17 protein-coding genes are annotated in these 20719 nt (G+C 57.2%); 10 read left to right on the top strand and 7 right to left on the bottom strand.

The features are described from left to right. Positions 1 to 14: 14 nt before the first annotated feature. On the bottom strand, positions 15 to 1553 hold the full coding sequence (locus B0E33_RS27895; protein ID WP_022999432.1) for a trimethylamine methyltransferase family protein: 1539 nt from the start codon (positions 1551 to 1553) through the stop codon (positions 15 to 17). Between the two features lie 348 nt (positions 1554 to 1901). On the opposite strand from B0E33_RS27895, the gene bmt reads away from it, so the two are divergent. Both bmt and B0E33_RS27885 read left to right on the top strand, forming a co-directional pair. Continuing rightward, the gene (gene bmt / locus B0E33_RS27890; RefSeq protein WP_055653920.1) at positions 1902 to 2930 is read left to right on the top strand and encodes a betaine--homocysteine S-methyltransferase; all 1029 of its coding nucleotides are present in this window, start codon (positions 1902 to 1904) and stop codon (positions 2928 to 2930) included. A 230-nt stretch (positions 2931 to 3160) separates the two neighbouring features. After that, a complete protein-coding gene (locus tag B0E33_RS27885; RefSeq protein WP_077293020.1) occupies positions 3161 to 4504 on the top strand; it encodes a ferredoxin reductase family protein in 1344 nt (447 codons plus the stop codon). A gap of 40 nt (positions 4505 to 4544) precedes the next feature. Here B0E33_RS27885 and B0E33_RS27880 read toward each other — a convergent pair whose 3' ends face one another. Further along, the gene (locus B0E33_RS27880) at positions 4545 to 5543 is read right to left on the bottom strand and encodes a hypothetical protein (RefSeq protein WP_156912497.1); all 999 of its coding nucleotides are present in this window, start codon (positions 5541 to 5543) and stop codon (positions 4545 to 4547) included. 155 nt (positions 5544 to 5698) lie between these two features. Here B0E33_RS27880 and B0E33_RS27875 point away from each other — a divergent pair, with 155 nt between their 5' ends. From B0E33_RS27875 to B0E33_RS27855, 4 genes are all read left to right on the top strand, one after another. After that, complete coding sequence (locus B0E33_RS27875; protein WP_022999428.1) at positions 5699 to 6124, top strand: PaaI family thioesterase; 426 nt, start codon at positions 5699 to 5701, stop codon at positions 6122 to 6124. Positions 6125 to 6584: 460 nt separating this feature from the next. Continuing rightward, positions 6585 to 7052, top strand: coding sequence for a 50S ribosomal protein L13 (gene rplM / locus B0E33_RS27865; RefSeq protein ID WP_006935155.1), 468 nt, complete (start codon positions 6585 to 6587; stop codon positions 7050 to 7052). Between the two features lie 2 nt (positions 7053 to 7054). Further along, positions 7055 to 7531: a 30S ribosomal protein S9 gene (gene rpsI / locus B0E33_RS27860; RefSeq protein ID WP_022999426.1), complete on the top strand. Its 477-nt coding sequence runs from the start codon at positions 7055 to 7057 to the stop codon at positions 7529 to 7531. Between the two features lie 135 nt (positions 7532 to 7666). Next, entirely contained in the window at positions 7667 to 9082 is a 1416-nt protein-coding gene (locus B0E33_RS27855) for an MATE family efflux transporter (RefSeq protein ID WP_208997726.1), read from the top strand. An 8-nt stretch (positions 9083 to 9090) separates the two neighbouring features. Here the strand turns inward: B0E33_RS27855 and B0E33_RS27850 are convergent, their stop codons facing one another. Next, positions 9091 to 9537, bottom strand: coding sequence for a helix-turn-helix domain-containing protein (locus tag B0E33_RS27850; RefSeq protein ID WP_077293018.1), 447 nt, complete (start codon positions 9535 to 9537; stop codon positions 9091 to 9093). Positions 9538 to 9607: 70 nt separating this feature from the next. Between B0E33_RS27850 and B0E33_RS27845 the strand changes: the two genes are divergently transcribed. Then, on the top strand, positions 9608 to 10831 hold the full coding sequence (locus B0E33_RS27845; RefSeq protein WP_077293017.1) for an MFS transporter: 1224 nt from the start codon (positions 9608 to 9610) through the stop codon (positions 10829 to 10831). 44 nt (positions 10832 to 10875) lie between these two features. Here B0E33_RS27845 and guaD read toward each other — a convergent pair whose 3' ends face one another. Further along, positions 10876 to 12171, bottom strand: coding sequence for a guanine deaminase (gene guaD / locus B0E33_RS27840; protein WP_077293016.1), 1296 nt, complete (start codon positions 12169 to 12171; stop codon positions 10876 to 10878). A 471-nt stretch (positions 12172 to 12642) separates the two neighbouring features. Next, on the bottom strand, positions 12643 to 13590 hold the full coding sequence (locus B0E33_RS27830; protein ID WP_077293014.1) for a cation diffusion facilitator family transporter: 948 nt from the start codon (positions 13588 to 13590) through the stop codon (positions 12643 to 12645). Between the two features lie 286 nt (positions 13591 to 13876). Between B0E33_RS27830 and speB the strand changes: the two genes are divergently transcribed. Next, entirely contained in the window at positions 13877 to 14839 is a 963-nt protein-coding gene (gene speB, locus B0E33_RS27825; RefSeq protein ID WP_031268792.1) for an agmatinase, read from the top strand. Between the two features lie 18 nt (positions 14840 to 14857). After that, complete coding sequence (locus B0E33_RS27820; protein ID WP_077293013.1) at positions 14858 to 15502, top strand: hypothetical protein; 645 nt, start codon at positions 14858 to 14860, stop codon at positions 15500 to 15502. 35 nt (positions 15503 to 15537) lie between these two features. On the opposite strand, the gene B0E33_RS27815 is transcribed toward B0E33_RS27820, so the two are convergent. After that, positions 15538 to 16143 (bottom strand): DUF6653 family protein, encoded by a 606-nt coding sequence (locus B0E33_RS27815; protein WP_077293012.1) that lies wholly within the window; start codon positions 16141 to 16143, stop codon positions 15538 to 15540. A 327-nt stretch (positions 16144 to 16470) separates the two neighbouring features. On the opposite strand from B0E33_RS27815, the gene B0E33_RS27810 reads away from it, so the two are divergent. Next, a complete protein-coding gene (locus B0E33_RS27810; protein ID WP_077293011.1) occupies positions 16471 to 18792 on the top strand; it encodes a sensor domain-containing protein in 2322 nt (773 codons plus the stop codon). A gap of 74 nt (positions 18793 to 18866) precedes the next feature. Here B0E33_RS27810 and B0E33_RS27805 read toward each other — a convergent pair whose 3' ends face one another. Beyond that, positions 18867 to 20672: a PHA/PHB synthase family protein gene (locus B0E33_RS27805; RefSeq protein WP_077293010.1), complete on the bottom strand. Its 1806-nt coding sequence runs from the start codon at positions 20670 to 20672 to the stop codon at positions 18867 to 18869. Positions 20673 to 20719 lie beyond the last annotated feature (47 nt).

Genomic DNA, 20719 nt, shown 5'->3' with positions numbered 1-20719 from the left:
TGTTCGGCTGCGGATCAGACGTTGCTGTCCGGGAAAGACGCCTTGCGTTCGGTCATGAAAGCCAGCAGCGCCTCGTCGATGCCCGGGTCAAGTTCGGGGCCCGTGTAACCCGCCAATTGTTCCTTCCAGCGGGCATTGGCACGTTGTGCGGCATCCAGTTGCCCGTCTGCGAGCCATTGCTCGTAGGAGTTATTGTCGGCGATCGAGGACCTGAAGAAAGCGCTCTCGAAATTGCGCTGCGTGTGCGCCGCGCCGAGGAAATGGCCACCGGGACCGACTTCTTGAAGCGCGTCCATCGCCAGAGTTTCATCAGAGATTTCGATGCCCTTGGCAAGTACATGCATCATGCCGAGCTGGTCGGCATCCATGACGAACTTTTCGTAGGAAGAGCACAATCCGCCTTCCAGCCAGCCGGCTGCGTGAAGGCAGAAATTCACACCTGATTGCAAGGTGGCCAGAATGGTCTGCGCGGATTCCTGCGCAGATTGCGCATCCGGGCTCTTGGATGCGGTGAACGAGCCACCTGAACGGAACGGCAGGTTGAGCCTGCGGGCGAGTTTTGCTGCCCCGTTGAGAAGTAGGGAGCCTTCCGGGCTGCCGAAAGTCGGGGCGCCGGATTGCATGGAGATCGAACTGACGAAGGCACCGAAAACGACCGGAGCACCGGGACGAATCAACTGGGTCAGGGCACAGCCGGCCAGAGCCTCTGCCAGCACTTGCGACAGCGTACCGGCAACGGTTACCGGGCTCATGGCGCCTGCCAGGATAAACGGCGAAACGATACAAGCCTGATTGTGCTTGGCATAAACCTTGAGAGCACCAAGCATGGTGGCGTCGAAAACCAGAGGCGAATTGGCGTTGATCAGCTGGATCATGACGCAGTTCTGATCGACGAAGTCCTCACCGAAGGTGATCTGCGCCATCTTCACGGAATCTTCGGCGCGTTCCGGTGCGGTGACCGACCCCATGAACGGCTTGTCGGAATATTTGATATGGGAATAGACCATATCGAAGTGCCGCTTGTTGACCGGAAGGTCGACAGGCTCACAGACGGTGCCGCCGGAATGATGCATCCACGGCGACATGTAGGCAAGCTTCACGAAGTTGCGGAAGTCCTCGATCGTGCCGTACCGCCGGCCCTTGTCGAGATCGGTGACGAAAGGGGGGCCGTAGACCGGAGCAAAGACAAGATTGTTGCCGCCGATTTCAACGTTGCGCGCAGGGTTGCGGGCATGCTGGGTAAATTGGGAAGGGGCCGTCTTTACCAGCTCCTGAAGCATGCCCTTTGGAAAGCGGACACGTTCGCCGTCGACTTCCGCACCGGCTTCTTTCCAGATACCGATAACTTCGGGGTCGTCACGGAATTCAAGGCCGATTTCAGCGAGAATGCGGTCGGTATTGGCTTCGATCCGTTCCGCGCCTTCATCGCTCAAAATGTCGAAGTTCGGAATGTTGCGCGAAATGTAGGGAATGGCCAGGCCGGCAGGTCCGGCTTGCCGGCGCTCGCGGCGGGCGCTTCTTCCTCGACGGCCAGATGGGGCGGCGTCTGACATCTTATGCTCCCAAGATGATTTTGGTTGCGCGTAGTCTTTATCAGGAGCCCTGACAACCCGGCTCCATAACCGTCGCACAATACCGTAAAAGCGTCATGGCGCTTTGTTGCTTCATTTTCGCCGGAAAGTCCATTGACTTCGCACAGTGAAAAGTGGTTTCGGAATTGGCGACCAAGTGAAGGTCGAGGTCACCTTGCCGTACAGAAATACCACCTTTACGCCTAACCGCGCAGGCCAGGGCTTCGTAGAAGATAATTTGCGCACATGGATATCCCGGTGCGGTCTGCTATTGCAGAAACAGGCCTGAAAACGGGCGAAGACGACACCAACAAGACGAAAGACTGCTGAATGTCCAAGCTGGAAGAGCTCCTTGCCCAGAAGGGGGCGTTGCTTGCCGATGGTGCAACCGGAACGAACCTGTTCGAAATGGGTCTCGTTTCCGGTGACGCTCCGGAATTATGGAACACGGATGAACCGGAAAAGATCACTGCGCTTCACAAGTCGTTTGTCGATGCGGGATCCGATATCATTCTGACCAATACCTTCGGCTGCAATCGTCATCGGTTGAAGTTGCACAAGGCGGAGGGGCGCGTCAGGGAACTCAACATTGCCGCCGTCAAGCTGGCGCGCGATGTGGCCGAAGCTTCCGGACGGACCGTTCTGATCGGAGGTTCCGTCGGACCGACCGGCGAACTTTTTCAACCTCTTGGCGCACTCAGCTATGAAGAGGGTGTTGCAGCCTTCAAGGAACAGATGGAAGGCCTTGTTGAAGGTGGTGCCGACATTTTGTGGGTCGAAACCATGTCAGCCGTCGAAGAAATGAAGGCTGCCGCTGAAGCAGCGCAGAATTTCGACTTGCCATTGGTCATTACTGCCAGTTTCGATACAGCCGGCAAGACGATGATGGGTCTTTCCCCCAAGGGTCTTGGCGACCTTCAGAGCCAGTTTGCCTGCACGCCCGTCGCGATCGGGTCCAATTGCGGTGTCGGTGCGTCGGATCTGTTGGCAGCGATCATGGACATCACCGAAGCCTATCCTGATGCGATAATCGTGGCGAAAGCCAACTGCGGCATCCCTCAGATCAAGGGCGATGAAGTGGTCTACACCGGAACGCCGGAGCTGATGGCAAAATACGCACATATGGCCCTTGATGCAGGTGCGCGTATTGTCGGTGGCTGCTGCGGCACGTCGCCGATCCATCTGGCTGCAATGCGCGCAGCCTTGGATGCCCACCAGGCGGGTGCCCGGCCGACGCTGAACGAGGTGATTGCCGAAATCGGTCCGCTTGTTTCGCCTCCGAACAAGGAAGCTGATGCCGCCCGCGCAGAAAACGACGGTTCGGGCTCCGGCCGACGCAGAGGGCGCAGGCGCAGCTAGATCTTGCGCTCAAGCCACAAGTCAGGGTTTTAAAAAGGCGCCAATAGGCGCCTTTTTTCGTCGATAGTCCTGCAACAGTGTTGCAGCTGTCACGTAAGCCCTCTAACGCATCCCGATCGTTTTGCGGAAGGTCGGCAAGTCGCGATGCTGCATGAGCAGGAACTGCGCGCCGTCCGATCCGCAAGCTAACGGAACCGCTTCGAGCCTGAAGCCAGAAACGGACACATGTTTTGCGCCCTGTTGGACTTGCACTGATTGCTCTGGCTGCCCTGATCCCTCTTTTCTGGTTCGCCCCGTTGGCTGCATCGCGAGATCCGGTGGCGCTTTTCAGCCAGTATCTTGGAACCGCTGCATTGATCGTGATGGGCATCAACCAATTCCTGGCGACGCGCGTACCGGGGCTGGAATTGGTGTTCGGGCCGCTCGACCGGATCTACGTTTTGCACAAATGGCTCGGTATTATCGCGATGGTGGGCCTGGGACTGCACGACATCATTGATGCGGATATGGACGGTTTGCGTGGTGGGCCGCTGGCCGACGCTGCTGAAGACATAGGTGAGGTTAGCCTTTACGGTCTTCTGATCCTGGTGCTGGCATCCGTCATCACCTTCATTCCCTACCACTTGTGGAAGTGGAGCCACCGGCTGATCGGCGTCTTCTTTTTCATGGGAGCATTCCATTACTTCTTCATTGAAAAGCCGTTTGCGAACGCAGACCCGCTCGGGCTTTACGTTTCTGCGTTCTGTATACTCGGCCTTGTTTCCTATGTCTGGATGTCTGTTCTGCGGCCGTTGGCACCACGTGGCCACGCCTACAAGGTTGCCTCCGTTCGTCACATCAATGGCCTGACGGAAGTGCTCCTGGAGCCTAGGGGGCGAGGGCTGAAACATGTGGCCGGACAGTTCGCCTTCCTTTCGGTAATGGGAGGAGGCTTGACGGAGGAACATCCGTTTACACTCAGCGCCGCGCCACGCGATGACAGGTCGCTGCGTTTCACGATAAAGGATCTCGGCGACTACACCAGCCGCCTGTACCGCGAGCTGAAGGTAGGTATGGAGGCTACGGTTTCCGGTCCTTATGGCAATTTCTCGATGCCGTCTGGACGGGATCCTCAAGTCTGGATTGCCGCCGGTGTCGGAATAACACCCTTCCTTGCGTTTGCGCAGACGCTGAAACACCGGGAGAGCGGGCCGATAAAGCTCTACTATTGTGTGCGCGAGCGTGGCGACATTCCATATGTGGCTGACCTTCAGCATTTGGCCGAAGAAACCGGCAAGCTTGAGCTGATGATCGTCAATTCGCTTGAAGGCGTCAGGCTGACGCCCGAACGGATTGTCGAAGACCTGAAGGGCGATCTACGCAATGCCCACGTTTTCTTTTGCGGGCCTGCGCCCCTTCGCAAGACACTGAAGAACAGCCTCGTGCTGAAAGGCTTGAGAGCCAGCCGGTTTCACTTCGAGGAGTTTCAGATGAGAACCGGTATTGGCCTGGGCAGACTGGCGGTCTGGCTTTGGGATCGGGGAATTTACGCCATCGAAAAACGCCGCGCCGAAAAGACACAGCCAGCAGAATAGGGCCTCCGACCTGCGATAGCCCGCTTCGTGCGGGGCGGGCTTATTGCAGCCAAGGGGCTGACGCACTCCAGAAGATGATGTCAACGCCAAGATAGTCGGTGGCAAACTTGATAAATTCGGAACGGGTAAAGGTCTTGCCCGTTTCCGGATTGATGTACTCCAAAGTGGGCTCCTGGATCGCCATCGCGATGACCGGCAATTTGTCCCGGTACCGGTGAAAGAAGGGGTAGGAATTCTTCATCTGTGCCTTTCGGTGCGGAACGATATCGGGACCGCCCAGACCGATTCCGAGTTCGGCTGCTTTTTCGAAACTGCGCTGCATGTAGCCTTCACTGTTTTCCCACTCGCATGGCCAGAAGTTGACGTATTGAACGACTTGGGACGCCTGGAACGCATTGCGCGCATGGACCATGTTTTCCAATGTCGCGTTGAAATAGGCGTCGCAACTGAAGCCCGTCTCGTCCTTACGTCTGTCAACGTCGATCGAGCTTTCCGGCAGATTGAGGCCTTCGATGCGGCCATCGAACTGGTCTGCCAGAGCGATCAATAGAGCCTGGTAACGGGAGCGAACCGAGTCGTTCCATTGAACGGCTACCCAGCCTTCTGGTGTCGGGGTTTCGGCTTCACTGTCGTCCACCTGCCGGGCAAGGCCGCCTGCATAGAGCGGATCCTTCAGCAAATAGTCCGGCACAAAGCGAGCACCTTCCCAGAAGAAGCGGTCCTGAAGTTGGAGAAAAAACGCCTTGTCGATTTTTTGGGCTACAGCGAGGTCCCGCTCGATTGCGGAAAAGTCATAACGACCTTTTTCCGGTTCCAGCATTCGCCAGTTGTAGAGGATCTGAACGCCGGAAATCGCTGGATTGTGCAATAGCTCACGTGTCTCGGAAAACGCACCTGTACTGGTGTAGAGGTAATGTTTGACGTCGGCCACGGCGATGCCGGGGAACGTCATTATCGAGGCAGCCACAACAAGCGGCGGCAAGGGGCGAAGGCTGCGAGCGGAAAATACTTTGCACAAGGCTGCAATCAGTCTGATCAATTGAAGACCCTCACTATTCAAAAACGAAAACCTGACAGAGGACTGAAGTGAGGCCCTTGTGTGTCTGGATCCGCTTTTGCCCAAGAAACGAATTGACGTGAACGTAAGATGAAATCAGATTATGGATTGAAAAAGAAAGTGGTAGGGGAGGCTACATGACACCGGTTATGACTGAGACCGAAATCATGGAAATGCTGGACAAGGAATTTCCGCAAATCCATGCAGGTGGTCGTGTTTATGCGATCGACAGCGTCTCACCCGGGAAAGCGGTCCTGCGCCTTTCCGCCAACGAGCTGCACCTGCGCCCGGGGGGCACAGTCTCCGGTCCTTCCATGATGGCGCTTGCCGACCTGGCCGCTTACGTCGTGATCCTGGCTCATATTGGCCCGGTTGCGCTTGCCGTGACCACAAATCTCAACATCAACTTTCTGCGGAAACCTGAGGCGGGAGATCTTCTCGCCACGTGCCGCCTGTTGAAACTCGGCAAGCGTCTTGCCGTTGTCGATTGCGAAATTGCTGGTGAGGGACAGGAAGAACTCGTGGCTCATGCCACGGCGACCTATTCCGTTCCTCCCCGCTGATAGTATCCGGACTGGCGGCCTCGATGTCAGGCTGATTGCCTGCTGCGCCTTACGGCATTACGAGTTTCTCCTTCGGGACTGCTGAAATGGAGGCCCGGTTCATTGTGCCGGCCAACTGATCGAATCTTTTTAGATCGGGAAGCTTTTGGCCATTTTTCCTGATCTTGTTGGGGCGATAGACATTGGCTGATACGGGGAATGCAAGCATCACCGTTGTCTGGATGATCAGCACCTTGGCCAGGTTTGGCACGAATTTATGGGTTCTAATTTGCGGTATTATAATACCGTTTTTTTAAGTTATTGAAAAATATAAGGAAATAAGAGGAGTGGTGAAAATATCGTGCTTGACGCTTATTCTGCGTGAGCGTATAAGCGCCCCCGAACGAAATTTCGGTCCGTTCGCTGGCTTGTTACAGGCCGCGCGGGCCTTTTCTTTAACCGACCAGTACGGATCAATCTCATGAAGACCTTCTCTGCCAAGCCGGCTGAGGTCGAGAAAAAGTGGATCTTGATCGACGCAGAAGGAATGGTTGTCGGCCGTCTCGCCGCATTCATCGCCAATCACCTGCGTGGCAAGCATCTGCCGACCTTCACGCCTCACATTGACACCGGTGACAACGTCATCGTCATCAATGCCGACAAGGTTGTGTTCACCGGCCGCAAGTACGACAACAAGAAGTACTACTGGCACACCGGTCACCCGGGCGGCATCAAGGAGCGCACAGCACGTGCAATCCTCGAAGGTCGTTTCCCGGAGCGCGTTCTGGAAAAAGCCGTTCAGCGCATGATGCCGGGCGGTCCTCTGTCCAACAAGCAGCTGAAGAACCTCAAGGTCTACGCTGGTCCGACCCACCCGCATGAAGCTCAGTCGCCGGAACTCGTCGACGTTAAGGGCCTCAACGCAAAGAATGACGGCAAGAGGGCTTAACGATGGCTGAGCTGCAATCCCTGGAAGAACTGGGCGGTGCGGTCGAAACCGCTGCCCCCGAAGCTCCGGTCCATGTCCAGAAGCTGGACGCCAATGGCCGTGCATATGCAACCGGCAAGCGTAAAGACGCTATTGCCCGCGTCTGGATCAAGCCGGGCACCGGCAAGATCGTGATCAACAAGAAGGACTACACCGAGTATTTCGCTCGCCCGGTTCTTCAGATGATCCTTCAGCAGCCGATCATGCTGACCGACCGTGCAGGCCAGTACGACGTTATCGCAACGGTTACCGGTGGTGGTCTGTCCGGTCAGGCTGGCGCTGTGCGTCACGGCCTGTCCAAGGCTCTGACCCACTATGAGCCGGAACTGCGTGCGGTTCTGAAGAAGAACGGCTTCCTGACCCGCGACAGCCGCGTTGTCGAACGTAAGAAGTTCGGTAAGCGCAAGGCACGCCGGTCGTTCCAGTTCTCCAAGCGTTAATCGCTGGATCTGGAAGTTACCAGTTCGAAAAACCCGCCGGAGCGATCCGGCGGGTTTTTTGTTGGCATCAATGCCTGCTATGGCTTTGGCACGTTTGCAGCCACCCGTGAGGAGGACAATCCGCTGAGTTCGAATGTGAAAGATCAGGCATCTGCAACCCAGGCAAAATTTCTGTCTGGAAGTCTGTTTCGCCATGTGACCGTGATGTCCCTGACCGCGTCTATCGGTCTGATGGCGATCTTTGCTGTCGATTTTGTCGACATGATCTTCATTTCCATGTTGGGCAAGGCGGAACTGGCGGCGGCAGTCGGATATGCCGGTGCGATCCTTTTCTTCACCACCTCGTTCAACATTGGTGTTGCCATTGCCGCCGGTGCGCTGGTGGCCAGGGCACTGGGGGCAGGGGACAAAGAGGAGGCACGGCAACAGGCTTCCAACGCTCTTACGGCGGGTTTCCTTTTCAGCGCTGTCTTTGCACTGGCCGTCTGGGTTTCTCTCGGGCCGCTTGTCACGTTGATCGGCGCTACAGGTCAGACCCATGATCTCGCGGTTCATTACCTGGCAATCATCGTTCCGACGTTGCCTCTTTTATTGCTCGGCATGGCAGGCGGAGCCGTGCTGAGAGCGCATGGCGATGCCCGGTGGGCGATGATGTCGACCATTGTCGGCGGGCTGGTGAATGCAGTGCTTGATCCGATTTTGATTTTCGGCTTCGACCTGGAACTGACAGGGGCAGCAATAGCCAGCGCAGCATCCCGCGTCGCCATTGCCGTATTCGCGCTGGTACCGATCTTCCGCTACCACGGCGGCCTGACATTGCCGCGCTCGAAGGCTCTTTTCAGGGACATGTCGCCAATTGCCGCGATTGCCTGTCCAGCAATTCTCACCCAACTCGCAACACCGGTGGGGCAGGCCTGGGTAACCCGGTCAATGGCCGAATTCGGTGAAGAGGCCGTCGCAGGCATGGCGGTTGTCGCGAGAATGTCGCCTCTGGCCTTTGCAACCATCTTTGCGCTGTCCGGAGCCGTGGGCCCCATCGTAGGGCAGAACTATGGGGCGGGACGGTTCGACCGGGTGCGTGACACGCTGCGCGAAGCGCTTCTGTTTACGGCACTTGTGGTCGGCCTGGCCGCGTTGGTCCTGTTCATGCTTCGTGAACCGATCGCGCATCTGTTCGAGGCCGAAGGCGTTGCCCTGACCCTGATTTTCCTTTTCTGCGGTCCCTTGGCGCTGGCCTTCTTTTTCAACGGCGCCATCTTTGTTGCGAACGCCTGCTTCAACAATCTAGGCCGGCCTTTCTATTCAACCATGCTCAACTGGGGACGGCACACGGTCGGCACGATTCCCTTCGTCTGGATCGGGGGAGCGCTGTATGGGGCGCCTGGTGTCCTGATCGGTCAGGCAGCCGGAGGCGTCTTGTTCGGTGTCGCTGCCATCCTCATCGTGCGTGGTGTCATTCGCTCCGTCGAGGAGCATCATGAGAAACCGAGAGAACCGGGGCTCTTTCAGCGTCAGGCGCGTCAGGTCATTCTGTTCTTTTCAAGAAGGTAGCTGGGCAATCACATTCGACCCGGTTTGACCGGAGGCAACTTCTGTGTGACGCGCTCACTTCGGCTTCTTCGACCACTGATACGGATCAGTTGCTGGAACTTCGGGCATTCCATGTGTGACGGTGCAGGACAGTCGGCGACGTGACGGATCATGTCGCGAAGTGCTTCCAGCGTGTGGATTTGTCTGTCGAGTTCATCTGCTCTCATGTGAAGACCGGGCCGTGAGAGGGCAGGGCGGCCGTCGGAGCCGAACATTGACTTGATCTCTTCCAGCGAAAAGCCACCCGTCTTGCCAAGCGTGATCAGGGCAAGCTGGTCCAGTACCTCCGGTCCGAACAGGCGCTTCAGCCCCCGGCGGCCGACGGACGTGATCAAACCCTTTTCCTCGTAGTGGCGAATGGCCGATGCAGCGATGCCCGTTTGCTTCGATACTTCGGAAATATCCATTAATTTCATCTATTGACCTCAAGTCGACTTGAATTTGTAGGCTGTGCTCCTGGCTTTCAAAAGGCAAGGAAAAACCACTATGTCTTCTCAACCTCGATCAACAGGTCGACCGCTCTGGCTGGAAACAGCAGCAATCGCGCTGCTGATGACGGCAACCTTGAAAATCATGGCAAATGCGACCATCAGCCCGGCGCTTCCGGCGCTCGAGGCAAGCTTTCCGGATGAACCCGCGGCGGCCTATCTGACCCGCTTCCTGGTCGCGGCGCCGTCGCTGTCCGTTGTTCTGATCGCACCGTTCGCCGGGCTGGCGGCAGACAGGTTCGGAAGAGGTCCGCTGCTGCTGGCTGGCGTTCTTCTTTTTGCCTTTGCCGGCAGCGCTGGAGCCTACCTGCCGGACCTGCAGTCGATCCTGGTGAGCCGTCTTTTGCTGGGTGTTGCGGTCGCCATGACGATGACTGCGCAAGTTGCGCTGGTTGGGGACCTGTTTTCCGGTCAGCGCCGAAGTGCCTTCATGGGATGGCAGACGGCGGCGATCAATTTCAGTGGCTTCCTGTTCATCGGCTTTGCCGGTTGGCTTGCAGGCCTGTCTCCACGTTTGCCGTTCCTGGTCTATATGTTGCCTGTTCTGCTGGTGCCGCTGTTGCTGCCGATCCTGCAACAGGAAAGAAACACTCGGCGCGAGAGTGCGGCCAGCACAGCCGAAAATGCAGACCTTGCCCCGCAAAAAGGATGGCTTGTGCCCGCACTGGCTGTTGGCCTGCTGACCATGGTCACCGTCATGTTCTTTTTCCTGATGCCCAGCCAGTTGCCGTATTATCTGGATGAAAACGGCATCGATAGCGCTTCTGGAACGGCAATGGGGCTAGGTGCATTGACACTGACCGGAGGCCTGGTTGCGATTGCCTACAAAAGGATCAGCTCCCTTGTCGGCCTGTCTGCGTCTTTCGGCATCGGCTTTGTGTTGATGGGGCTGGGGTTCGCCATTCTTTCTATCGACGCGGTCTGGCCGCTCATCCTCGGCGGTGCTGCGCTGGTCGGGGCGGGTTATTCTCTCGTGCAGCCGTCGTTTCTGCTGCTTGCGTTGCAAGTCGCACCGGAAGAACGGCGTGGCAGCGTTTCGGGCATCGTGACGACAGCAATGTTTCTGGGCCAGGTCGTTTCGCCGCTAGTCCTGACAATGCCCATTCAGGACTTCGGTTTTGCCGCTGTCTACCGGGGAACGGCGCTGGCGTTGGTCCTGTTTGCCGCTGCGGGGTTCAGCTTGTTGCTGTTTCGCCCGTTCAGGCCAAGGCACGCTGGCTGAGGCGGCCAAAAGCCGGGGCATTTAGGTGTGCCCCGGCCAAGGTGTCAGGACTTCAAGGCTTTACCCGCTGCATAGGTTTCAACGACAGCACGATCGTCGCCAAGGGTTTGCAGCACGAAAAGCTCTTCCGATAGAGATTCGGCGGTTTCCATCCGCAAGGCCATCGGTTGGGTCGCACGCGCATTCAGGACCACAAGGTCTGCATCTGTGCCCGGCTCCAGTGTGCCGATCCTGTCTTGCAGTGAAAGCGCTTCGGCGTTGCCGAGCGTTATCCAGTGGAAACAGGCGAGCGGGTGGAGTCGCTGGCGCTGGAGCTGCAGAACCTTGTAGCCTTCGTCGAGCGTGCGCAGCATGGAATAGTTTGTGCCACCGCCAACGTCGGTGGCGATGGCCGTGCGAACGCCAGCCTGCTCCAGCCCGGCCTTGTTGAAGAGACCGCTGCCAAGGAAGAGATTGGACGTCGGACAGAAAACGGCAACGGAGCTGGTTTCCCGCATGACACCCAGTTCCCGGTCGTTCATATGGATGCAGTGACCGAGCAAGGTCTTGCGGCCGAGCAGGCCAAACCCTTCGTAAACGCCAAGATAGTCTGCCGCTTCCGGGTAGAGTTCGAGCGTGTAGGCGATTTCGTTGTGGTTTTCGTTGATGTGGGTCTGCAAATGGCAGTCCGGATATTCCCTCAACAGTGTTCCAGCAGCTTCAAGCTGCCCGGGTGTCGACGTGATTGCAAAGCGCGGGGTGACGACATAATGCGCCCGTCCGCGTCCATTCCATTTTTTCAGCAAAGCCTTGCTGTCGTCATAGGCGCTTTGAGCGGTGTCGCACAGATCGGCAGGCGCGTTCCTGTCCATCATCGTCTTGCCACCCAGCATCAACATGCCGCGCCGTTCCGCCTCTTCGAAATAGGCGTCGACCGAGGCGGGGTGGCTGGAACAATAGGCGGAGGCCGTCGTGGTGCCGTGGGCAACCAGCGCGTCATAAAAGGCCTTGGCGATCCGTTCCCCATGAGCCTTGTCCGCAAACTTCATTTCTGCCGGGAACGTATAGTCGTTCAGCCAGTCCAGCAGTTGGTCCGCCCAGGACGCAATCACCTGTGCTTGGGGGAAATGGATATGGGTGTCGATGAAACCGGGCAGGATCAGATGTGGCCGATGATCGATGATGGCCGTTCCTTCATCTGCGGAAGCAGCAACGTCCGCAAACTCGCCGCAAGCAGCAATCTTGCCGCCACGAAGCAGAAGGGCACCGTCCTCGATATAGCTGTAAGCGTCCGTGTCATCCGGCCCTTTGGGGGCGGTGGAGAAAGAAAGCAGCCTGCCGCGCAGGATCTTCGGGGTCATGTCTGCCAAGGCAGGAATTCCTCATGGAGATGGACCGGCAATTGCCAGTTTGTTCCTCGTTTTAGTCCCGGAGGCGCAAGGCGACAACGGTCCCGTGACGGTATCCCGTGGATCGCCGCGCAATCCGAAGAAAGACGGGAAATAATCCCGAGGACAAAATCTGTGTGTGAGGCAAGCCGACTTTATTGCCCGGATCCTGTTAGGGAAAATAGCGCTCCACCCAGGGCTGCCAGTGTGGCGAGAATGGCAAGACAGGCATAAAACGTGAAAATGGTGGCCGCACCTTCCGGAGGTGCAGTGTTTTCGTTTCTGGCGTTCCAGGCCGTTGGTGCCGGGTCCTGCGCCGAATTTCTGTCATAGCCAGCCATCCTGACTTCAGGCTAACCGGCAAGAGATAATCTCGCGTAAACGGTTGGGGACTTCAAAACAGCGGCAATGATCGGGAAGGGTGTCCTCAGAAATCTCAGAAACTCAGGAGCCTTCAGTTACCTCGATCGTCACGTGGCCGATGCCATGCCTTGTCCTCAACCGTTCGCGGATCTGCTGCAAAACGGCATCCGGACTGTCTTCCGGTTTCAAGATGGCATGCATGGTGGCATTCACCTTGCCTTCGGCCAGCGACCAGAGATGGATGTGATAAACGTCGGCGAGGCCAGGGACTTCATTCAGCAGATCGGTTTTCAGGGTGTCCCTGTCGATGTCTGCCGGTGCACCTTCCAGCAGGATATGCGCGGACTGGCGCATTACCGCGACCGCAGAACGAACAATCAGCACAGCGACGAAAACCGACAGGATCGGGTCAATCGGATACCAACCCGTGAAATAGATGACGATAGCGGCCGCGATGGCCGCAACTGAGCCGAGTAGATCGCCGAGCACATGCAGGATCGCAGAGCGCATGTTGAGCGATCCGTCACCGCCACGCTGCAGAATGAAAAAGGCGCCGATATTCACCAGAAGGCCGATAACGGCAATGATAAACATCGGGCCTGCAAGCACGGTCTCCGGCTCCATGAAGCGCCCGGCAGCTTCCACGCAGATCCAGCCTGTCACCACCAGCAGGAATATGGAATTGGCGAAGGCAATCAGTACCGGTAACCGGTCGCGGCCATATGTTAGCCGGGCATCTGCAGGTTTCTTGGATTGCTGAAAGGCCCACCAGGCCAACCCCAGCGATGCGGCATCCGTAACCATGTGGACGGCGTCCGCCATCAGCGCCAGAGACCCTGAAAGCCAGCCACCGATCAGCTCCGCAAACATGAAGGCAGCAATCAAAAGACCTGCCCACGCAACAGCGCGGGCGTTCTTGTCCGTCACTTCAGGGGTGTGATCATGGTCATGCCCTTGACCATGATCATGGTCGTGAGAATGGCCGTGCGCACCGCCGCCGGCATGGTCGTGATGGCCGCTGTCGCTCATGGCTGTGATCCTTCCTTTGCACGGAGAGGTGGGCGCCCCGATCTTTCGACATATCCCCACGGTTGACAAGAAGCGGAACTGGAACAGCACCAAAGACATGGGGGACAAGTGCTGGTTCAGCACTCTGTAGCGGGCCTTGCGGCTCGGGATTGGCGGGACGATCCATCACTGGTAAAACCTGAAAGACCGTCCTCGGGTGTCCGGTAAATGACACACCCGGCAGTCCGTGCCGCTTGATCCGGAGCGGCGCAAAAATCCTGCCACACCAGACTTCAAGGAAATTGTCATGTCAGCAGAATTGCCGCGGGAAACCGACAACGCATTTCTGGGTAAATCGGTCAAGGGCGGTTCGCATGAACCGACCTATGCAGGCGCGCTGTCCTTCATGCGCCGCCGCTATAGCCGCGATCTGACCGGGATTGACCTGGCGGTTTGGGGCATCCCGTTTGATGCCTCTGTTTCCAACCGTCCGGGGGCTCGGTTCGGTCCTCAGGGGGTGCGCCGCGCATCCGCCATTTTCGACGGCGACCCGCAATACCCGTTCGAAATGGACCCTTTTGAGGTTCTTGCCTGCGTGGACTACGGCGACTGTGTATTCGACTATGGCCGCAACGCTGATATTCCCGGACACATCCAGTCTCAGGCCTCTGATATTCTGGCTTCCGGGGCGCATCTGTTTTCCATCGGTGGCGATCATTTCGTCACCTATCCGCTTCTCAAGGCGCACGTGGCCAAACATGGCCCGCTCGCCCTGGTGCAATTCGATGCCCATCAGGACACCTGGAACGATGAAGGCGACCGGATCGACCACGGCACCTTCACCGGACGCGCCGTGCGAGAAGGCCTTATCGACCCAGACCGTTCAATCCAGATCGGCATCCGTACCCATGCTCCCGAAACTTGCGGGCTGGAAATCATTCATGGATACGAGATGGACGAATTGGGTATCGGCGGCGTGACCGACAGGATCAAGGCCCGGGTGGGCAATGGCCCGGCCTATATGACATTCGACATCGATTGCCTTGACCCGGCGTTTGCGCCCGGTACCGGTACGCCTGTTTCCGGTGGCCTGTCCTCTCGCGAGGCATTGTCGGTTCTGCGTGGGCTGGGGTCATTGAACTTCGTCGGCGGTGATGTCGTCGAAGTCGCACCGGCTTACGACCATGCCGATATCACCTCGATTGCCGGCGCTAGCGTCGCGCTGACCTACATTGGCCTGCTTGCCGAAAAGCGGAAACAGGCAGGCTGAGGCCAGAACAGGCGCAACATGGAAACGAACCTCAGCTTCCGATTTGTCAAAACGCCGGGCAGCATGCCGTTGCCGCCCGGTGTCGCCAGGCAGTTCAAGGTGTTTGGCACCGGGCAAAGTCTCGAGGAAGCACCTGCCATGGTGTTCGAACTGGACAAGCCGCACATGAGAGGCGTTACAAGCATTCGCATCGGCCCACAGACTGCCTGGGCACTCGAGTGCAAATCCAGGTCCGGTACTGGCAGCTGGCAACTGAGGACCGATGCGGACGTCAGCATCGGACAAATCGGGGGACGAGGACCTTTGAAGCAGGGCTGGCAACTGGAAGTGCCTGGAAGCAATGTTCAGTTCAGCCTTGCCAACCCTGACAGTGTTGCCAAACAAACCGTCCGCACGATGCTTGGTGGCGACACGGAAGCTCTGGTGCTGTTGGCAGACGGCAATCCAGTGGGGACGCTGGTCCGCAAACATCGGGATCAGGCAGAAGGCAAGAAAGCCGGTTTGCTGTCAGGTTTGAAGAGATTCGTGACGGGCAGGGATTGGGTGCTCGACATTCACGAGCCGGATTTGCGCAGCAAGATCGCGGGGCAGGAGCAGCAAGTTGCGCTTGCCGCACTTGGTCTGGTCGCCATCGTGAGTCTGGAGTTGAGCACAGCCGACTGAACAGCGACCCGCTTCAAGGAGACATTCAAAGGAAATCAGCCGTGTTTGCTGCGCACTGCCTTCCCGGGAAGGTTGTCGTTGTGCGGAACAGCAGTCCAGAAACGGTAGAGCGGGGTTTTGTCCTTCATGGTCTGGTAAAGCTGGATCAACTTGCCGAAGCTGACGAACTGGGCCGCATACGCAACGGCCAGACCTGTCAGCGACAGGATTGGCGATGACAGGAAGCCGCCGAGCAACGCAATCAGCCCACCCATCCAGAAAACGAGATAAAGCGTTGTAATCCGGGCACTGTCGGTGGCGGGAACGGGGAGGAACAATCTGTTGAGCCAGATCTTTTCTCCAAAGCTCACGCGTTTGGCCCAACTGGAGGCCTTGCCGGTTTCCCCGACAAGCCTGGGGACAGCGATCACGCCTGCCAGTACCGCAAAAGCGAGCAGAAGTGCGCCCCAGACACCAAGCCAGGCTTGCGTCCACAAGGCACCGGTCAACATGCCGGGTGCGAGTATCTTCATGAAAGTTGCCAGCGCAGGCGCTGGCTTGCCGGTCGCTGCTTTGGGCAGAAGAACGGGAGCTCTCAGGCCATTGGCATCTTTCAATGCCGGACGGGCAAGGGGGCTCGGGTGACGTTGCGTGGTTTGCATATGCTGAAGCCAGCCTTTCGGATATTCGGCAATCTTACCCGGCGAAACGGGGACTTGGCAAACAACATTCTGTCGCAAGCAACAGTAAAGATCGTGAAAAATACCTATGTCAGAGATCGGTATCACTAAGTATTTGAATCGATATCTCCTGGAGATTTTGGTGTAGTTTCAATGTGTTTGCCCGGATGGGCTAGTTCGTTCGATGAATAATAAAACACTAATGAGTAAAAAGGCCTGCGTTCTGTTCAGTTCATTGTTTTTTAGTTTGAAATCGGCAAAAATAGCCAAATACTTGAGAGTGATAAATCCAATCAATTGGACTGGAGCATGGTCTTACAAACAAGCCAGGATGATGGGGACGCGGAAAATAGCGAAATAGTTTCGTCCCTGGCCTCCGAGCTGGATCGGCTTAACCACATCACGAAGCTGTCAAGAAGTGACGAACTTCGCCTCAGCGGCGACTGGCTTCATACACTGCTTAACGAGGTTTCCGATTATCTCTATGTGAAGGACCGCAGCTCGCGCTTCGTCATGGCGAACTTGCAGGTCGCGCTTGATGTCGGTCTCGATGATGCTTCGCAATTGATCGGCAAGACCGATCTGGAGCTGCATCCAGAAGAGACCGGGTCCAAGTTCCATGCGATCGAGCAGGAGATCATGGCCTCGAATATTCCGCGTATCGATTTCGAGGAGCCGTCAATTCTGGCGAACGGCAAGCGGAAATGGTTCTCCTCGTCCAAGTACCCGGTCACAAACAGCAAGGGTGAAGTCGTCGGCATTGTTGGCCTCTCGCGGGACATCACCGAGCGCAAACGGGCGTTACTGCTGCAGCAGGGGCAGAACAAGGTCCTTCAGGAAATTGCTGCGGGCAGACCCTTGAACGAGGTGTTGACGACACTCGTATTGACCATTGAAGACCAACTCGATGGAGTTATGGGGTCGATCATGCTTGTGGATGACACAGGCGAGCATCTTCTGGCGACTGTCGGTCCCAACCTGCCGCAAGACTACCTGGACATCACCGACGGTATACCTGTGAGCCCGAAAATGGGTTCATGCGGAACCGCTGTGTTCCGCCGCGAGAGTGTCATCGTCGAAGATATCCAGAAGGACCGACTGTGGGAGGATGTACGCGACCTTGTTGCTCCTTTCGAATTGCGGTCCTGCTGGTCGGTGCCGTTTTTCGGCAAGGACAGCAAGGTTCTGGGCACGTTTGGGCTCTACACCAAGTCAACGCGCAGCCCGACGGATCACGAGCTGAAGCTTGCACTGGAAGCTGCCCGGCTTGCGTCCGTAGCGGTCGAGCGTGACCGAGCCGAACGCAAGATCCGCTATCTGGCCAATCATGACGTCCTGACAGGCCTGCCCAATCGGCAGGAGTTCAAGACCAAGCTGGAAGAAAAGGTGTCCGAAAGTGACAGGACCGGCGTGCCTGTTGCCGTCGTTTTTGTTGATCTCGACAATTTCAAGTTCGTCAACGACAGCTTCGGACATGCGATTGGCGACCAGGTGCTGATGATCGTCGCGGAACGGATCATGTCCGTCCACGACGGTGCACATCAGGCCATCCGCTTTGGGGGCGACGAATTTGTCCTGATTGTCGACCGAGACACGGCAGAGAAAGCTGCCCTCTACGAATTCATGGCAAGGCTCCGGGACGAGATCACCAAAACGATCCAGATCGATGACCTGTCGTTCCATGTTACCTGCAGCATTGGTGCTGCCTGTTACCCGCAGGATGCCGACAGTGCGGCACAGCTTTTACGGAATGCCGACAAGGCGATGTTCGAAGCAAAGTCCGCAGGACGTGACAGCTTCAAGGTCTATGAGCAGACCCGTCCGGAACGTTCGGTCAACAAGCTGACACTTCTGGAGGAAATGCGGACCGGCATCGAGAACGGCGAGTTTTTCCTGGAATACCAGCCGCAATACAATCTGGTTAGCGGCCGTATCGTAGGTGCGGAAGCGCTGGTGCGCTGGCAACATCCGGCACTTGGTCGCATGATGCCGGGCGAGTTCATCACTCTGGCGGAAGAAAGCGGCCTGATCGTGCCTCTGGGCAGATGGGTGACGCGCGAAGCCTGCCGGCAGAACAAGGAATGGCAGGAAAGTGGCCTGATGCCGATTACGGTTGGCGTCAATGTTTCCGCCCGCCAGTTCCGTGACGACGGTATGATTTCGGATGTTCGCGATGCACTCGAGGAAACCGGACTTGCCGCGACCTACCTTGAGCTGGAGCTGACCGAAAGCCTGCTGATCAAGAATGCGGATCAGGCCGTTGGACTGATGGACGATTTCCGCCGGCTGGGCGTGAAGCTCGCCATAGATGATTTCGGCACCGGATATTCAAGTCTCGCCGCGCTGAAAAGCTTTCCGCTGACAAGGCTCAAGATCGACCGCAGCTTCATCAGCGATCTGGATTTCGACGAAAGCGACCGGTGTATCGCAAAGGCCATCATTTCCCTCGGGCGGGAACTTGGGCTCTGTGTCGTGGCAGAGGGCGTGGAAACCGCAAAGCAGCAGGCCTTTCTTGCCAGCTGCCGTTGTGAAGTCGTCCAAGGCTATCATTTCGGTCGCCCGATGGCCGCCCGCAAGTTCGGCAAGCTGCTGGCCATGACATTGACGCCTCTGGACGCACATTTCGGTTGAGATATGCGCTTCGGAAACAGCCGTAGTCAGCGCCGGGAGAATGGAGCTCCGGGGATGTGTCCTGGCGCAGTACGTTACACCTTGGTCATCACATAAGAGCCGGGCGCATCCTCAAGGATTTTGACCCGGTTCGCACCCGGTTTGCGGGCCTTGACCTTGGCGTCGTCATGCGAGCGGATCCACTGATCCCAGTAAGGCCACCAGGACCCGGGGTGTTCCTCGGCATTCTTGAGCCAGTTTTCCAGCGTTCCCTTGGCTTCCGCGCCTGTCCAGAACTGGTATTTCTTCTTTGCAGGCGGGTTGACCACACCGGCAATATGCCCGGAACCGGCCAGCACGTAATCGACGGGGCCACCAAAACAGCCTGACCCCAGAAAGACCGATTTCGGCGGTGCGATGTGGTCCTCACGCGTTGCCAGGTTGAAGATCGGAATGGTTACCTTGGAGAGATCAAGGTGCTCGCCCGCGATTTCCATTTCGCCCTTGGACAGTTTGTTGTCCAGATAACAATTGCGCAGATAGAACGAATGGTTCGCGGCGGGCATGCGTGTGGAATCCGAGTTCCAGTAGAGCAGGTCAAACGGGAAGGGGTCCTGGCCCTTCAGGTAGTTGTTGACCACATAGGACCAGATCAGATCGTTGGAGCGCAGCATGTTGAAGGCGGACGACATCTTGGAGCCGTCCAGGTAGCCGTGCTCGGCCATCCTCTTTTCAAGGACCGAGATCTGTTCTTCATCGACGAACACCTTCAGGTCCCCTGCGAAAGTGAAGTCGACCTGTGTGGTGAAGAAGGTCGCGGTCTTGATGCGGTCGTCGCCGATCTTTGCCATATAGGCAAGCGTGACCGCCAGCAATGTGCCACCGACGCAGTAACCGATGGAATTGACCTCTTCCTGGCGCGTTACCCGCTTGATTACGTCGAGCGTATTGAGGATGCCTTCCTTCATATAATGCTCGAAGCTCTTTTGAGCCTGGCGTTCGTCCGGGTTGACCCAGGAAATGACAAACACCGTGTGACCCTGGTCGACCGCCCACTTGATGAAGGATTTTTCCGGATTGAGGTCGAGAATGTAGAACTTGTTGATCCACGGCGGAACGATCAGGAGAGGACGTTTCAGGACCTCGTCGGTAGATGGCGAATACTGGATTACCTGGCAGACGTCGTTCTGCGAGATCACCTTGCCCGGCGTGGTGCCGAGGTTCTCGCCGAGCTTGAATTTTGTCGGGTCGGTCTGGCGGATCTTCAGCTCGCCCTTGCCGGTTTTCAGATCCTCGACCAGGTGCCGCATGCCCTTGACCAGGTTTTCGCCGTTGCTTTCCAGTGTCAGACGTAACAGCTCGGGGTTTGTAAGCACGAAATTGGACGGGGAGACGGCATTGGCGATCTGGGTAACGTAGAATTCGGCCTTGTGGCGTGTGTGCTCATCCAGTCCCTGGGCGTCGTGGACCATGTCCTCCGCCCATTTGCTGGTGATCAGGTAGAGCTGCTTGATGAAATCGAAGAACTGGTTTTTTTGCCAGTCCGGATCGGCAAAGCGCTTGTCACGCGCCGGCGTTTCGATCGCCGGTGTCGACGGTTCGCCCATCATCCGTTTCAGCGAGGAATTCCAGAGATCGATATAGCCGCTCCACAAGCGCGACTGGGCCTCGACGGCGCGCTGCGGATCGGACGCCCAGTATTCGCCAACCTGAGCGAGGGTCTTTACGACACCAGTCAGTTCGTCGGTCGAATCGTGGGTGATCTTGCCCTGTTCCCGGGGCTCGATATAGGCCGCCAGTGCCTTGCCTGCCTGCTCGAGCGTCTTTGCAAGATTCTGTGCAAAGGCTTCCGGGTTGTTGATGATATACTGCAACATGGGATGGTCGCGGTCATCAGCCATAGGCAGGGATTTCCTCCGGTTATCTTGCCCCATTCAGCCCACGAAAG

Source organism: Roseibium algicola, assembly GCF_001999245.1.
In the GTDB taxonomy this organism is placed as follows: Bacteria; Pseudomonadota; Alphaproteobacteria; order Rhizobiales; family Stappiaceae; genus Roseibium; species Roseibium algicola.
Note: the sequence above shows the minus strand (reverse complement) of the source record. Positions and strands in the feature narration are given on the sequence as shown.

What these genes read in the sequence shown, in the direction of transcription:
- B0E33_RS27820 (WP_077293013.1), top strand. Translation starts at nt 14,858, where the DNA reads ATGGAAACGAACCTCAGCTTCCGATTTGTCAAAACGCCGGGCAGCATG.
- rplM (WP_006935155.1), top strand. Translation starts at nt 6,585, where the DNA reads ATGAAGACCTTCTCTGCCAAGCCGGCTGAGGTCGAGAAAAAGTGGATC.
- B0E33_RS27845 (WP_077293017.1), top strand. Translation starts at nt 9,608, where the DNA reads ATGTCTTCTCAACCTCGATCAACAGGTCGACCGCTCTGGCTGGAAACA.
- B0E33_RS27815 (WP_077293012.1), bottom strand. Translation starts at nt 16,143, where the DNA reads ATGCAAACCACGCAACGTCACCCGAGCCCCCTTGCCCGTCCGGCATTG.
- B0E33_RS27805 (WP_077293010.1), bottom strand. Translation starts at nt 20,672, where the DNA reads ATGGCTGATGACCGCGACCATCCCATGTTGCAGTATATCATCAACAAC.
- bmt (WP_055653920.1), top strand. Translation starts at nt 1,902, where the DNA reads ATGTCCAAGCTGGAAGAGCTCCTTGCCCAGAAGGGGGCGTTGCTTGCC.
- B0E33_RS27850 (WP_077293018.1), bottom strand. Translation starts at nt 9,537, where the DNA reads ATGAAATTAATGGATATTTCCGAAGTATCGAAGCAAACGGGCATCGCT.
- B0E33_RS27830 (WP_077293014.1), bottom strand. Translation starts at nt 13,590, where the DNA reads ATGAGCGACAGCGGCCATCACGACCATGCCGGCGGCGGTGCGCACGGC.
- B0E33_RS27810 (WP_077293011.1), top strand. Translation starts at nt 16,471, where the DNA reads ATGGTCTTACAAACAAGCCAGGATGATGGGGACGCGGAAAATAGCGAA.
- B0E33_RS27895 (WP_022999432.1), bottom strand. Translation starts at nt 1,553, where the DNA reads ATGTCAGACGCCGCCCCATCTGGCCGTCGAGGAAGAAGCGCCCGCCGC.
- guaD (WP_077293016.1), bottom strand. Translation starts at nt 12,171, where the DNA reads ATGACCCCGAAGATCCTGCGCGGCAGGCTGCTTTCTTTCTCCACCGCC.
- rpsI (WP_022999426.1), top strand. Translation starts at nt 7,055, where the DNA reads ATGGCTGAGCTGCAATCCCTGGAAGAACTGGGCGGTGCGGTCGAAACC.
- speB (WP_031268792.1), top strand. Translation starts at nt 13,877, where the DNA reads ATGTCAGCAGAATTGCCGCGGGAAACCGACAACGCATTTCTGGGTAAA.
- B0E33_RS27875 (WP_022999428.1), top strand. Translation starts at nt 5,699, where the DNA reads ATGACACCGGTTATGACTGAGACCGAAATCATGGAAATGCTGGACAAG.